The organism is Paenibacillus sp. sgz302148 (assembly GCF_056120465.1).
Map to the genome: position 1 here is coordinate 75,358 of NZ_JBVYOJ010000006.1, position 14,911 is coordinate 90,268.

General features: G+C 51.5%; 14 protein-coding genes. All 14 read right to left on the reverse strand.

Annotation, left to right across the window (positions count from 1 at the left end; translation table 11 throughout):
• Window positions 1–14: 14 nt before the first annotated feature.
• The 14 genes from AC0LWM_RS10625 to AC0LWM_RS10690 are packed head-to-tail and all read right to left on the reverse strand — an operon-like array spanning window position 15 to window position 14,809.
• A complete protein-coding gene (locus AC0LWM_RS10625) occupies window positions 15–743 on the reverse strand; it encodes an acyltransferase (RefSeq protein WP_474674906.1) in 729 nt (242 codons plus the stop codon).
• Window position 744: 1 nt separating this feature from the next.
• The gene (locus AC0LWM_RS10630) at window positions 745–1,926 is read right to left on the reverse strand and encodes a glycosyltransferase family 4 protein (RefSeq protein ID WP_474674907.1); all 1,182 of its coding nucleotides are present in this window, start codon (window positions 1,924–1,926) and stop codon (window positions 745–747) included.
• 4 nt (window positions 1,927–1,930) lie between these two features.
• The gene (locus tag AC0LWM_RS10635) at window positions 1,931–3,238 is read right to left on the reverse strand and encodes an O-antigen ligase family protein (protein WP_474674908.1); all 1,308 of its coding nucleotides are present in this window, start codon (window positions 3,236–3,238) and stop codon (window positions 1,931–1,933) included.
• 16 nt (window positions 3,239–3,254) lie between these two features.
• A complete protein-coding gene (locus tag AC0LWM_RS10640; RefSeq protein WP_474674909.1) occupies window positions 3,255–4,577 on the reverse strand; it encodes a lipopolysaccharide biosynthesis protein in 1,323 nt (440 codons plus the stop codon).
• Between the two features lie 30 nt (window positions 4,578–4,607).
• The gene (locus AC0LWM_RS10645; RefSeq protein ID WP_474674910.1) at window positions 4,608–5,969 is read right to left on the reverse strand and encodes a nucleotide sugar dehydrogenase; all 1,362 of its coding nucleotides are present in this window, start codon (window positions 5,967–5,969) and stop codon (window positions 4,608–4,610) included.
• On the reverse strand, window positions 5,966–7,123 hold the full coding sequence (locus tag AC0LWM_RS10650) for a DegT/DnrJ/EryC1/StrS family aminotransferase (protein WP_474674911.1): 1,158 nt from the start codon (window positions 7,121–7,123) through the stop codon (window positions 5,966–5,968). Before AC0LWM_RS10650 ends, AC0LWM_RS10645 begins: the two co-directional genes overlap by 4 nt.
• Before the next feature lie 40 nt (window positions 7,124–7,163).
• Window positions 7,164–8,186 carry a Gfo/Idh/MocA family protein gene (locus AC0LWM_RS10655; protein ID WP_474674912.1) on the reverse strand — a complete coding sequence of 341 codons (1,023 nt, stop codon included), beginning with the start codon at window positions 8,184–8,186 and terminating at the stop codon, window positions 7,164–7,166.
• Window positions 8,183–10,045 carry a polysaccharide biosynthesis protein gene (locus AC0LWM_RS10660; protein WP_474674913.1) on the reverse strand — a complete coding sequence of 621 codons (1,863 nt, stop codon included), beginning with the start codon at window positions 10,043–10,045 and terminating at the stop codon, window positions 8,183–8,185. Before AC0LWM_RS10660 ends, AC0LWM_RS10655 begins: the two co-directional genes overlap by 4 nt.
• A gap of 4 nt (window positions 10,046–10,049) precedes the next feature.
• Entirely contained in the window at window positions 10,050–10,730 is a 681-nt protein-coding gene (locus tag AC0LWM_RS10665) for a CpsD/CapB family tyrosine-protein kinase (protein WP_474674914.1), read from the reverse strand.
• The gene (locus tag AC0LWM_RS10670; RefSeq protein ID WP_474674915.1) at window positions 10,714–11,457 is read right to left on the reverse strand and encodes a YveK family protein; all 744 of its coding nucleotides are present in this window, start codon (window positions 11,455–11,457) and stop codon (window positions 10,714–10,716) included. The genes AC0LWM_RS10665 and AC0LWM_RS10670 overlap by 17 nt, the downstream gene beginning before the upstream one ends.
• 32 nt (window positions 11,458–11,489) lie before the next feature.
• Entirely contained in the window at window positions 11,490–12,266 is a 777-nt protein-coding gene (locus AC0LWM_RS10675) for a DUF4184 family protein (protein ID WP_474674916.1), read from the reverse strand.
• 20 nt (window positions 12,267–12,286) lie between these two features.
• On the reverse strand, window positions 12,287–13,078 hold the full coding sequence (locus AC0LWM_RS10680) for a GNAT family N-acetyltransferase (protein ID WP_474674917.1): 792 nt from the start codon (window positions 13,076–13,078) through the stop codon (window positions 12,287–12,289).
• Between the two features lie 41 nt (window positions 13,079–13,119).
• Window positions 13,120–14,115 (reverse strand): NAD-dependent epimerase/dehydratase family protein, encoded by a 996-nt coding sequence (locus AC0LWM_RS10685; RefSeq protein ID WP_474674918.1) that lies wholly within the window; start codon window positions 14,113–14,115, stop codon window positions 13,120–13,122.
• Between the two features lie 4 nt (window positions 14,116–14,119).
• Window positions 14,120–14,809, reverse strand: a complete 690-nt coding sequence (locus tag AC0LWM_RS10690; RefSeq protein WP_474674919.1) for a sugar transferase — start codon at window positions 14,807–14,809, stop codon at window positions 14,120–14,122.
• Between the last annotated feature and the right edge of the window lie 102 nt (window positions 14,810–14,911).

Sequence of the window (14,911 nt, forward strand, 5' to 3'; positions counted from 1 at the left end):
ATATGCAATGATGGCTACTGGTTGCGAAGCAATTGTTCTGACGGAACGTCGCGCAATTTTCTGGCCGGAACGCCCGCCACCAGCTCTTCAGCCGGCACATCCCGCGTTACTACGCTTCCTGCGGCAACCGTCCCGTCCTCCCCGATGACTCTGCCGGGCAATGTGATGGCGTTAGCGCCGATTCTGCCTCCGTCTTTGACCGTGATCCCTTTGAACTTGCCGAAACGCTCCTTCGTCCGCGACATGTAGTTATCGTTGCTCGTTACAACGCAAGGCGCGATAAATACGGAATTGCCGAGCGTCGAATAGGCGCAAATGTAACAGTTCGTTTCCAGCTTGCAGCGGCTGCCGATGCTGCAGTCGTTTTCGATCGCCGCGCCCCGGCCGACAATCGTGCTGTCGCCGACGACAACCCGCTCCCGGATCGTAGCCAGATCGGCGACAAATACGTCGCTGCCGAGCGTCGACCCGGCGTAAACAACCGCTCCCGTCGAAATCGTGCAGCCGCTGCCAACGATTGCAGGCGGCAGCTTTGCGCTCTCTTGGAGAATCGAATGCTTCGCTCTGGTCGGCTGCTTGCCGATGACGACGTTATCTTGGATCGTCACATGGTCGCCGATGATCGTTCCTTCATAAATGACAACGTTGTGTCCGATCGTCACATGTTCGCCGAACGTCACGCCTTCGCCGATCACCGCATTGCAGCCCGTCGTCACGCCTCTTTCGGCATACCCGTTTCTCACATCAACTCACACCTTCGATATAGTTTTTTTGCAGCATGTCCCGGTATAATCCGAGCAGCTTTCGCTCTTCAACGGCCCAGTTGTACGTCGATTCGACGGCTTCCCTGCCTTTTGCACCCATGCGCCGGCCTTCCTCGGGATGATCCATAATGGTTCCGATCGCTTTGGCTACATCCTCCGGACTTTCCGGGTTGACCGTCAAACCGCAGTCCGCACCGCGAATCGTCCGTTCGTATAGCGGAAAATGCGACGTGATGACCGGAACGCCAAGCGCCATATATTCGAACATTTTCGTCGGAAACGATTCGAAGTAGTTCGGATTCGGCTGCAATACGGCGAGTCCGATCGCCGCCCCGGACACGATCCGGTAAGCGTCCGTCGCCTTCATGCGTCCGTGAAACGTGACGTGTTCCTCGATGCCGAGTCTTCTGCTAAGCTCAGTCAGTTCTTGCATGTAGGTTTCGGTAATCGGACCGATGCAGTCGAAATGAAATGCTCTTCCTTGCCGTTTAAGCAGTCCAAGCGCTTCCAGCGTCACGTTCATGCCTCTTAGCCTCGTGACGCCACCTAGGTATACGATCGGTACGGGGCACTCCGTAGCGATCGGAGAAGCTCCATCCCGAACCTCCGCCGTTTCCGGTTTCGGGAAAATGTCCAGCCTGGGGAAATTTTGAACGACGACTTTCTTCCACTTCTCGGGATACCGCTTCTCGTAAGAAGCTTCAGCCAGCACCAGCGGGAAAAACCGGCAGAACGCCATTTCCAAGCATCGGTACAAAAAACTGACGGCATGGCGGAGCGGAACCCATTCCTTGCTCTTGATCTGCCGCGATACGTCTTCGTGAATGTCGTAAATCACTTTCCGGCCCCGCATGCGCAGAAGAAGTCCAACAAGCATCAGCTCCGGATCGTGAAAATGATACACGTCCGCTTGTTGTCTCACCGCTTTCCGCCAAACCTGCCATGCCGTACCGAGCAGACGGGCGAAGCGGTTTTTCGGTTTTTTCAAGGGAATGATGCGAATGCCGTTCAGTTCGTATTCTTCCTCCCTTTCGCTTTGCACAACAAGCGATACCCGGTAACCGGCGCGAACGAGACTGTCGGCTTGCTTGTAGAAAATTCTCGGGTCGTACAACGTATGCACGGAGGTTAATATGCATACGGCGGTCGACTGGTTTTCCAATGTTCTAACTCCTTTCCAGCTGCGGTTTAACGCCGGTTTCCCGCGATATGGCCAAATACGGAAGCATACCCAGAATCGCGAATAAAAATTTGTTGTCGTGCAAATCTCCGGTTACCTGGGCGTTAAAAAAGTAATTCACGAATAACATGAGAAAAACAAGGTTTCGATGATCCTCATACAGCTTGCGGATCGGTAGGGCGGATTTCAGCGCGATGACCAGCAAACCGACAAACAGCACCGTTCCGACAAGTCCAAGTTCAACTAGAATTTCCAGAAAGATATTATGAGGGTAATAGACGATATCGCCGAAGCCGCTTATGACCGGCCATGCGCCGATCCCGTTGCCGAATATCGGCTGCTGCGCCCAATAACCGAATGAGCCCTCGTAATACAATGCGCGTTCATTTGCCGATTTTCCCATATCGTTGCCGTCGCCGAACAACAGCAGCAGCCGCTCCAACGTTTGCGTCATCTCGCCGGAGTTCATCAGATATACAACTGCCAGCGCCCCTGCGGCAATGAGAATGAAGAGAATAAAGACGTATTTTTTAATTCGAATGCCCTTCGGTACAAGCCTTACGGCGAATACGATCGGCACCATCGCTCCCAGAACGGTCGCAATCAGCGGCCCGCGCCCCCCGGAAATGAGCAAAATAAACATAAAATAACCGAGAACACCTATAGTTGCGGCTTTCATCCATATGCCCCGCGCATAAAACAGAAGGTAAGCCAGCACAACCAAAAAACCGAGACCCATGACCCGGCCTACACCCAAATAATCGCCGCCCATCACCCTGTCGAAAACGCCGCCCGTCTGAATGTATACGACCGTCGTTTCGATGGCAAACCAGCACGAAAAAGCAAACATAGCGACAAGAAACCGCCGTATCCGCTGGGGGTCACAAGCGATGATCAAGGAGCTCGCGATCAGCGACCATAACACCGTCGTGGAAACATCGGTTGTTTTACTCAACGCATAAACTTTGCTTGGGGTCCATAATAGGCTTACCATGAGATAGGAGACAAAAGCGATGGCAGCTAGCACGACAGGCAAGGAACCACGATGTATCCGAAACCCTCGATTCAGCAAAATATAGAAGGCGGTCATCAGCGTGAGTCCGAACAGGAGCAGGGTCAAATCAATCGGTATCCAGGAAAACCTCGGATCCGATTTGAACTGTCCGGCGAACAAAAACAGGACAAAGCAGGCTTCGAAAGAGAACAGATGCGACAGCGGACCTTGCTTGACCGATAGCTTGAATTCCCCGCGCGCTGAAGGCAGCGCTCTTGCACGAATGGCTTCAGAAACCATAAATGACTCCCCATCGTTATTGGTTTACCTTGACTCTCATGCTCTGGCGAATCGCTGCGCCGGATAACAATAAGAGCAGGACATAGGCAACGGTCATCAGTACCGAATAAATACAAATCGCATACCAGGCCGGCAGGCCGAAATATTGCGCGAGCAGCAGTCCGCCGCCCATCAGGCCAAGCCTTCCGATATCCCAATATAATTGCCAGTTCTGCCGTTCCAGAATGTTGAGTGTATGCGATAACGGAACGACGATAAATTGTACGAGATACATGATGCCCATCACTTGCACGTAGCTTCCGGCTTCGCGCCATATGGCACCGAATATCCATTCGAACAGCCATGGGCCTAATGCCGTTACGACGGCGAAGGGGATCAGCCCTACTTTCAGCAATTGGATGACCGTCCGATAAAACAGCCGGTTCAGCTCGGCCGGATTTTCACGGGCGAGTCTCGCCCCTTCCCCGGTATAAACTTGCGAGACCGCATTGCCGATCAGGCCTAGAGGGGCCCCGATGACCCGTTGGCTGAGCATGAACCAGCCGGCCACATGAACCCCGTACAGCATCGTGATCAGAAGCGGCACGATTTGAAAGCCAATCCCGTTGAATAACGCCGACCAGCTGGAGATCAGAGGGAACTTCCGGTATATGTACGCATAGTGGCGGATCGAGCTTAGGTTCACCGCCTGCAGGTGCGTCTTCCCTTCTTTCCATAGCAGCGAGAGCAAACTTCCGCTCCCGCCGATACGTCCTGCCACATCGCCGAGCAATAGGCCCGACTTGCCGAAGCTGAGCCAGCCGAGCCCCAATTGGATGACGAGCTGGCCGATGCTCTGATTGATTTTCGTCCTTGCGATGGCTGCATAGTTTTTGCGTCTCAGCGCCCAATAGTTCAACACCTGGTATACTCCGATGCCGAATAAGCTCACGGGAAGCAGCCATAAATACCGGGTTAAGGACGGCGCTTGCAGGAATGTAACGACCGGCGCTCCGAACAGCCACATCCCGACGCCAATCGTCAGGCTCATCCCGATCACAATGAGAAGCGAGAGCACCGTTAGGTTAACGGCGGCCTCCTCTGTCTCCGGCAGCGGAATGGCGATCTCATAACGAAGCGAAGCGATGACGGCCAATATGGCGACGATGGATACATATACCGCCAATACCCCAAAATCTTCCGGGGAATAAAGGCGTGTCAATATAGGCGAGAACAGCACGAGTATCCCTTGCGCGAACGTGGTTCCGCCGGCGAGCACGAGAACTTTTTTGACAAAACCCTCTTGCCGGATTGCATTTCCCCATTTTCGAATAACGGCAAAGCCGGTTTCAACCTTCATCGCTTGATTCCTTTCAAAAACCGTCCGCTTCTACAGCCGGTAATAGGTTCCCGATACTTCCTTGCCCTTCAACGCGTTGCGCGTATCGAAAATAACCGGGCTTGCCGTGCGGATCAGCTCGTAATCAAAGTTGGAATGATCTGTCGTAATGACCACAATGTCCGCCTCCTCCAGGTTGCTTCGGGTCAAAGGAACGGCCTCGTAAAATTTGCCGGTCGCATGATCGCGGCACGTAGGAACGTAAGGATCGCTGTACATGACATTTGCGCCTTTTTTCTCAAGCCATTCCACGATTTTTTGGACCGGGGACTCGCGGTAATCGTCGATATCCTTTTTATAGGCCATGCCTAGCAGATAAACGGTTGATCCTTTCAACGGTTTCCGCTCTTCGTTTAAGATATGTCCGATGCGCTCGCCGACAAATTCCGGCATGCTGTTATTGATCTCACCCGCCAGCTCGATCAAGCGGGTATGATAGTTGTATTCCCGCGCTTTCCAGGTCAAGTAGAACGGGTCAATCGGGATGCAATGTCCGCCGAGTCCCGGGCCCGGATAAAAAGCCATAAATCCGTAAGGCTTCGTCTTCGCCGCATCGATCACTTCCCATACGTTGATGCCCATCCGGTTGCATAAGATCGCCATTTCGTTGGCCAAAGCGATATTGATGTTGCGGAACGTGTTCTCGAAAATTTTTTCCATCTCCGCGACGGCCGGACTTCCGACTTCATACACTTCCCCTTCGAGCACCGCCCTGTACATCGTCGAAGCGATACGGGTGCATTCCGGCGTAATGCCGCCGACGACTTTAGGCGTATTTTTCGTACTGAAATGCTTGTTGCCCGGATCAACGCGCTCCGGCGAATACGCGAGGAAAAAATCGACGCCGCACTTTAAGCCGGTCTCCTCTAATATGGGCTTCACCAATTCCTCCGTCGTTCCCGGATATGTCGTGCTTTCGAGCACAACGAGCATGCCGGGATGCAGGAAACGGGCGATTTGTTTGACGGAATATTCGACGTAACTCGTGTCCGGCTGCTGGTAAATGTCCAGCGGCGTCGGCACGCAGATCGCCACCGCATCCACTTCATGGATAAAAGCGTAGTCGGCCGTTGCATGCACGCGCTTTTCCTTGACCATCCGGCTTAAGTCGTCATCCACGACGTCGCCGATGTAATTGATGCCTTGGTTGACCATGTCCACTTTATTCGCCTGGACATCGAAGCCGATGACGCGAAACCCGGCTTTCGCCTTTTCTACGGCAAGCGGAAGGCCGACGTACCCGAGTCCGACGACACCGATGACCGCTTTTTTCGTGTTAAGCTTATCGATCAACTGCTCCGCGTAGGGGGAGGAGGATATAACAGCGGTACCCGCTGCACTCATTGGGCTCATGAATTCAACCTTCTTTCACTAAAAAATGTTTGCACAACTTCAATCACATACTGCTGATCCTCCAGTGACATTTCCGGATATAACGGCAGCGCCATCGTGCCGAGCGCCGCTTTCTCCGCTTCCGGCAAGTCGCCCGGCGCATATCCAAGGCCGCTGTAAACCTCCTGCAGATGGAGCGGTACCGGATAATAAATGCCGGAAGCAACGCCGTGCTCCTCCAGATACGCCATCAGTTCCTTGCGGACGTCCGTCTGAATGATGTACAAATGGTAGATCGCATACCGGTTGTCCTGCTCGACCGGCAGCCGCAGCGGCAAATGCCGCAGCGCTTCGTTATAGATCGCGGCTTTCTCGCGCCGCTTCCGGTTCCATTCATCGAGATGCGGCAGCTTTACATGCAGCATCGCCGCTTGCAGCGCATCGAGGCGGCTGTTATAGCCGATCATCGAGTGGTAATATTTCGGGTTGCTCCCGTGAACTCGCAGCTGCCTGATTTTTTGCGCAAGCGCTGCGTTATTCGTGATGACCATGCCTCCGTCACCGTAGCCGCCCAGGTTTTTGGTCGGAAAAAAGGAAAAGCATCCCGCCGTTCCGATGGAGCCGGCAGCCCGGTTTCCATAAGAGGAACCCATCGCCTGGCAGGCGTCTTCAATCACATACAAGCCATGCTTATGCGCAATAGCAAGCAACTCGTCCATCTCGGCCGGTTGCCCGAAAATATGTACAGGGATAATCGCTTTCGTTCGCGGCGTAATCGCCGCTTCCAGCTTGGATGCGTCAATGTTGTAGCAATCCGGCCGGATATCGACGAATACCGGTGTTGCTCCGAGCTGCGAGACGGCTTCCGCCGAAGCGAAAAACGTAAACGGCGTCGTTATCACTTCGTCTCCAGGCCCGATCCCCAGCGCATCGAGCGTGAGTACCAACGCATCGGTCCCGTTCGCCAGGCCAATGGCATGGTCGACGTTGCAATAAGCGGCAACCGCATCTTCAAATTGTTTGACGGCCGGCCCCATTATGTAATTCCCGCTTTCCAGCACCTGACGGACGGCTTCGCCGATCTCATCCTTGATCGTTTCGTATTGCTTGACCGCATCGAGCAAAGGGACTTTCCTAAAATGCTGTTCCTTAACATCCTTTACGGCTAAATTCATGATTCCAAATCTTCCTTCCCTTGTTTTATTGATCACGGAATTATCCGGCTGATACGGAGTTGGGCTGCTCTCGCTTTTCGGCCGCTTCATAAACGGAAAGCGCGAGCACCAGTGCATGTTTTCCGTCTTCTCCGGAAACGACCGGCCTGCGGTCGTTTCTGACGGCATCGATCATGTCCCTTACGATATGATGGTGCCCCGGCATGCCGAAAGGATCCGCCTCGATGCTGCCGATCAGTTGTTCCGCCTGCTCCTGCGGCATTGATTCGAACGTCCAATGGCGAATCCAATTCGCAGTAGGCCCTCCGATTGCAGCCGTTCCGGTTTCGCCGAAAACGCTGATCGTCTCTTCCAAATTTCGCGGATAAACCGTCGCTGCGGCTTCAACGACGCCGAGTGCGCCGCTTTCGAAGCGCACGACGGCAACGGCAATGTCCTCCGCTTCAATTTGGCGGAAACGCGTTGCCGTATAGGCTTGCACTTCTCGTACAGGCCCGCCTAACCAGAGCATCAGGTCCAGATTGTGGATGGCCTGGTTCATCAGCACGCCGCCGTCCATCGCTTTCGTCCCCCGCCAAGCCGCCTGGTCATAATAAGACTGATCCCGGTTCCAGCGTACCGTCGCATTGATATGGCTTAATTTGCCGAACTTTCCTTCGTCAATCGCTTGCTTCAGAGCCATAACGGCCGGGCGAAAACGGTTCGGATGCACAACAGCCAGCTTGACGCCGCTTGTGCTGCATGCCTCAATCATGGCATCCGCATCCGCCAGCGTCAGTGCGATCGGTTTTTCGACGATGACGTGTTTTCCCGCATGAGCGGCTTTTATCGTTAACGGCGCATGCAGCCCGGTTGGCGTGCAAATGTTCACAATGTCGATCTGCGGATCGTGAAGCAGCTCATCCAAATCGCCATAAACGAGACAGCCGTATTTTTGAGAAAATCGCTCCGCATTGATACAATTTGTATCATAGACGGCGTGCAAAACCGCCCCATCCGCCGTTGCGATCGCCTCCGCATGCTTGTGCGCGATATGACCGCATCCGATAATGGCAAACTTCATCTCACAATCTCTCCTCTGACATGGGTACATGAATTTGATTTAGATACGTTTTGGTAGGTGGGTACGATATGTTTGAGCATTTCGCGAATGACTTCGTTGTCTTCCCCGATTACTTTCTCTAGCTTCTTAATGGAAAAATCGAGCTCGTGCGGGTTAATATTCGTCGGTTGGCCGATAAATATCCGGTCGTGCCTGGTGGAGGTTAAGCCTTCCTCATTCGTCAGCAGCTCCTCATACAGCTTCTCTCCCGGCCGGATGCCGGTAATGGCGATATCGATTTCCTTATAGGGCTCGAATCCCGATAATCGAATCAAATCCACCGCCAAGCTCATAATTTTTACCGGTTTGCCCATATCGAGCACGAATACCTCGCCGCCTTCCGCAAACGAGCCGGCTTGAATGACCAGTTGTACCGCTTCGGGTATGGTCATAAAATATCGAATCATCTCCGGATGGGTTACCGTTACGGGCCCTCCTGCCGCAATTTGCTCCTTAAAGCGCGGAATTACGCTTCCTCTGCTTTCCAGCACGTTACCGAAGCGGACGGCGACGAACTTCGTTTGGCTGTCGCGGTCGAGGCTTTGAATATACATTTCTGCAATCCGTTTGGTCGCCCCCATAACGCTCGTCGGATTGACCGCTTTATCGGTGGAAATAAGCACGAACCGTTCGGCCCCGAATTGATGCGAGCAGTCGGCAACATGCTTTGTGCCGAGCACATTATTTTTGACCGCTTCCGCCGGATTGCTTTCCATCAGCGGAACGTGCTTATGGGCCGCAGCATGAAACACAACCTCGGGCAGATGCCGCCGAAACGTATCTTCCATCCGCTGTATATCCTGCACATCGGCGATGATCGATTCGAGCGGCAAATCCGTAAACCGCCGGCGCAGCTCCATCTCGATCGAATAGATGCTGTTTTCACCGTGCCCGAGCAGCAATAACTTCTTCGGGCGGAACGTAGCGATTTGCCGGCACAGCTCGGATCCGATCGATCCGCCGGCCCCGGTCACAAGCACCGATTTACGTTCAACATAACCGGCTATGCCTCGCAAATCGACCTTAACCGGCTCTCTGCCGAGCAAATCGCTGACATCGACATTGCGAATCGAATTGATCGAAACTTTGCCGTGAATCAAATCGTTAATGCCCGGTACGATTTTTAGGTTTGCCTTCGTTAGCTTGCAGATGTCGATAATTTGCACAATCTCTTTTTTATTGGCGGAAGGGATGGCAATAATGATGTCGTCGATCTCATGCCGGATCACCGCATCCTTGATTTGGCTGCGGCCTCCCAAAACCGGAATTCCGTACACCTGCTGCTTGTGCTTCTCCCGGTTATCGTCGATAAAGGCAATCGGGGCCATGGCTGAACTCGAATTGGCAAGCAGCTTCTTGGCAACGAGCGTTCCGAAGTCCCCTGCGCCGATAATGAGCGCTTTCCTCCGCTTGGAGCGTTTGCCAAGAAACATGTACTCGTACAACCGCCAGCCGAAACGGACCCCACCGATGCCGAGCAGCAAGGTTTCGAAGGAAAGCAGCATAACCGATAACGGCACACGCATGTCAGTAATCAAGTAAGTTACTGCATAAGATACGGCGCAGCCGATCGAAACGGCTTTGACGACTTCCATAAGTTCACCTACGCCGGCATACTGCCATATCCGGCTGTATAGCCGAAACAATAGCATCGAGAACGTACAGGTGAGCATCGAAGTGACCAAATAGACGGCGCATTGTTGCAAATACGGCTCCGGGATGTCCCCTTCAAAGCGGAGCAAATAAGAAAGGTACGCGCTGAGCCAGACAAATACAATATCTACGCCCAACAATGCGAATTTTTTCTTCATATAACTCATCATCTCACCCGAATCGTTTTCCGTAATCATAATTCCGGTCGTTTCGCTTCATATCGTTTAATATAGCCCCCAATAAACGGGCTCCCGCATATTCCAGGCCGGCCTTTACCTTTTGAATTGCTTTGCGCTTCACCTTGCCGGATTTCACGACGAGCACCGTTCCGTCACAAAGACCGGACAAAATTTGCGCGTCGGCCACCGCCAAAAATGGCGGCGAGTCAATGATAATGACATCGTACCGGTCCTTCAATTCGGCAAGCATCGTGTTTGCCGCTTTCGACGTAAGCAGCTCCGTAGGATTGCTGGGGGATTCGCCGGAGGTGATCAGAGAAAGACGTGGGATTTCCGTATCCCGGATCACTTCGTAGGGTTGGCAGCCATTTTCGAGAATATGAGTGAGACCGAGTCGGTTCGACTTCTGAAAAATGTGGTGCATCGTCGGATTTCGCAAGTCGGCGTCAATAATCAACGTTTCTTTATCCGCGAGCGCAAAAGCCATGCCCAAGTTGGCGACAGTCATCGACTTGCCTTCATTCATCTGTGCGGAAGTGACGAGAATTGTTCGAGCCGCTTCGCGGGACATCGCATACTGGAGCTTCGTCCTGAGCGTTCGGTAAGCCTCTGAACCCGGCGAACTCGGGTTCAACTGCGATAGGAGCGGATACTTGCTAATGGAGCGAAGCATTTACCGATTCACCAACCTTACTCCGTTTTGTCTTGGACTTTACGTCCTTTCGGTTCAATCGTGCGACCATGGCCAGCGTCGGAACGCCCAGCACGTCCTCAATGTCTTCTTCAGATCTGATCGTATCGTCGAGGTGTTCGATCAAGACGACAATCGCCGTAATGATAACGAAGGAAACGATGAAGCCGACCGCGATGTTCAACTGTAAATTCGGCTTCGACATCGGAACGTTGTCCGTAAGCTTCGCTTCGTTCAATATAAGTACGTTATCGATGTTCATGATTGAAGGGATCTGCTGTTTAAATACGGCCGAAATCGTATTGACGATTGTTGCAGCCTGCTCGTAAGAAGGCTGCTCGATCGACAGCGTCATGACCTGGGTCTCATTGACCGAGCTGATCTTGACATTTTTGATCAAATCAGCCGACTTCAAATTGTACTCGGGCAGTCTGCCGACAACAACATCCATGATCGCCGTTGATTTGATAACTTCCTTATAGGTATCGATCAGCTTGATATTCACGTTTACCGATTCCAGGTCGAGATTCGGGCTTCCTTCCCGTTCGTTGACCTTGTTGACGATCATTTTCACAGATGCCTCATAGACCGGTTGAATGTAATAACGGGTGAACAAGGCTACAAGTACGGTAGCCACCAATACAAACAACAAGATGATCCAAAGCCTCTTCCGGAGCAATCTTAGAAAACTGAGTAAATCAATCTCCATGTCCATCCTCCATCTTTTGATATCCGTTATTTTTAAGAGCTTCCTATTGTTTCTTTCACCCGAAACAAATAAGAGGCCAAGACGATGCCAAGAAACGCTCCCGTTACGGGAGCCACCATTATTTTTTCAAATAACAGCCGCGCGTGATGACTATGATCGAACAGTAAAGAGACGAAAGTGACAGATACCATGCAAAAGGCGACTATAAGCCAATACTGAATCTTCCGTAAAGCCGTTGCGTAAGGCGCCTGCAATAGCTTCCGGTTTAACCGGGTTCCGGCAAGTATCCACAACACGTAAACGAACTCCATGATCATAAAAAGAGCGGATAGCGTATACTGCAGAAACCGGCTCACCGGCCATCCATTCGGTACAATCGAGCCTACTAGCGGAAAAAAGCGGGCGGAAATCCAGTTGTCATTATGAGTAAAGCCGTCCAGAAATAAATGGGACAACATGCCGATGGCGATCGAGGCTATGAATACGAACCAATCGTTCGCCGTCGATAGCTTCCACCGCTCTTGCGCGTAATGCCATGCATACCGGTTCAAAGGCGCAGGCAGGTGCGCCGAAAAGCCTTTTTTCGCTCCATAATGAAATACGAAGGATAACCCGATGGAAATGGGCAGCCCCAGAAAAATCAATCCCTGCAACGAATGTCCAAACGCTGTATTCACCGGCTTCATGTAAATGAAATTTTCCATATCGGGTGCGATACTTCCGAATAGCAAACCGGTAAAATTCAATTTCCGGTAAAATATCCGATGCAACACGATTGCTGTAATCGGATGTGCGGCTGTATAAGGCATATGTACCCTCCGAAAAATCTTCAAGAACGGTAGCCGGAACTGGATAGCTGCATTCGAATACTGGAGCAAACCCGAGAAAAACCTTGAATGCGATCCGATTTCGATAAAGCGAGCAGCGAACGGTGTCCGTCCAGATAAGCCAATCCCTGAAGCAATTGTTCATCAAGGTCGGGGGAGTCGATCCTTAGCCTGAACACGTGATCCCCGATTCGCCCGACCGAGTACCGCCCTTTCCCGGTAATCGCCGTAAAGCTTGAAAAGCTGTATGCTTTCTGGTGTGCCTCCGCTGCAGCATAGTCCTTGATCCAGAAGTCCGATTGGCTAAGTTCCTCATCATGGGCCTCATTGTCTCTAAGGACGAAAGGGTTGTTCCCGGTATGCCAATGGATCGTCTCCGCGGGCTGAAAGCCTTTTTGTGCATACCATTCCATGACCGGCGTATTCCAGTCGAATACGTCAAGCATGATGGAATCGGCATTCCATTGCCTTGCAAACTGAATACCGCAATCAAGCAGCTGCGAACCCATGCCGAATTTCCTGATCTCCGGGTCAAGGTAGAAATTGTTTAAAAACAAGGTCGAGTCGAATCTGCGCCATTCCGCGAACCCTTTGCATTCATTTCCCGAATAAACCCCGGTGAAATGAGTTTCCCTGCTGTGAGGCGGGATGCGAAAGCCGGCATGCAGGTAGCTCGGGTATCCGGCGCAGGAAAACGTCGTTAATGGAAATATTTCCGGCTTCACCATCGTTTTCGTGAATTCGGGGATCAAATGAACATCTTTTTCTTTTAGCGGTACAACAGCAAGTTGCATCGGGCACTTCATTCCTTCGCTCTTTTATTGGCGAACATTCGTCAGTTGAATATCACTTCTTCCGTAACCTTTGTCGTAAGGTTTCTCCGTACTGCATAATATCGGTACGTTTGCTCTAGCCCTTCCTCGAGTGAGTATGCAGGCCGCCAACACATCGTATTACGAATTTTTTCGTTGCATAAACAGCTATGAAGGATGTCTCCGGTTCTCGATGGCAAATGCACAACTTCAAGAGGCTTGCCGGAAACGGACTGCAGTATGCCGACAAGCTCATTAACGGAAGTCGTGCGATTCGTGCCAACATTAACGACTTCATTATACGGGTGATGGATTGCCTGTATGTTCGCTTCAGCAACATCATCAACATAAACGAAATCGCGTGTTTGCTCGCCATCGCCATAAATTTGCAGCGGTTTTCCTTGCAAAATACGGTCGATAAAGACGGAGATGACGCCGCCTTCACCCTTCGGATCTTGGCGGACGCCGTAAATGTTCGCATAACGTAATATTACATACTGCATCTGGTACATTTCTGCAAACGTGTGTATATAATATTCGGGCGCAAATTTGGAAACGCCGTAAAAAGAAATCGGCGACTTCCGGTGCTCCTCGTCGACAGGCAAATAACAAGGAGTACCGTATACAGCCGCCGAAGAAGCATAAATAAATTTTTTAACTCCAACCGATACGGCCGCCTTCAGCAAATTAACGGTGCCTGAAATGTTAATGTCCGCGTCCTCATGCGGGTTCGAGATCGAATGCTGGATGTCGATTTGTGCGGCTTGATGAATGACAATGTCCGGCTTTTCCTTCCTCATGATCTCGTATAGTTCCCCGCTTCGGATATCTGCCCTGTAAAACACGGCATCCCTGTTAATGTGTTGCTCTTTTCCGGTAGAGAGGTTATCCACAATAATCGTTTCGTACCCTCGGGCGATGCACTTATCTGCGATATGGGATCCGATAAAACCGGCTCCCCCTGTAACCAACACTTTTGCCATATGGATCGCTTCTCTCCTCTGATCTCTTGCTTTCATAAACTTAGAACGCTCCTTTTCGAAGCAGGACCATTCCGATCGTTTTCAAAAATATTTTACAGTCCAACCACATCGAGCTATTGTTTACATAGTAGAGATCGTGTTTGATTTTTTCACCGTGCGGAATGAGCGATCTGCCGTTCACTTGGGCATAACCTGTAATGCCCGGTTTCACGAGCAAACGCTGCCGCTGAATGGCGTTGTAGTATCGGGTAATTTGCGGCACTTCCGGCCTTGGACCGATAATGCTCATATCGCCTTTAAATACGTTAATAAATTGCGGAAGCTCATCCAGGCTGTATTTCCGCAAAAATTCACCGAGGCGGGTTACATTCGGGTTAAAGCCGGATTTAAATACAAAATTATCCGGTACCCCGTTATCCCAGCCCTCATATTCATTCGACGTGCTTCCGTTTTGTGCAGCTGCCGCCACTTGTTTGTGGGCCGGTTTCATCGTCCTGAATTTCCAGATAACGAAAGGCTTATTGTTCAAGCCGACCCGCTGTTGCTTGAAAAATACCGGGCCACCGTCCAAGAGCAGAATGAGCAGCGATATGACAAGAAGCAGCGGGGAGATGAGTACCAAAATTAATGAGCTGAAGACGACGTCCCCGACCCGTTTGACTCGTTGATAGGTTATATTTCTCGGTCTGGCCATTTCCAATACAATTGGCTGCTGCGTGTTTAAATTCATCATTATCCCTCCGAGGAAACTTGCAGATGATCAATCGCTTTACTCCATACCATGATGTAGGCTACGAATCTTCTTTTTTAACAAGCTGGAACTGACGAACCG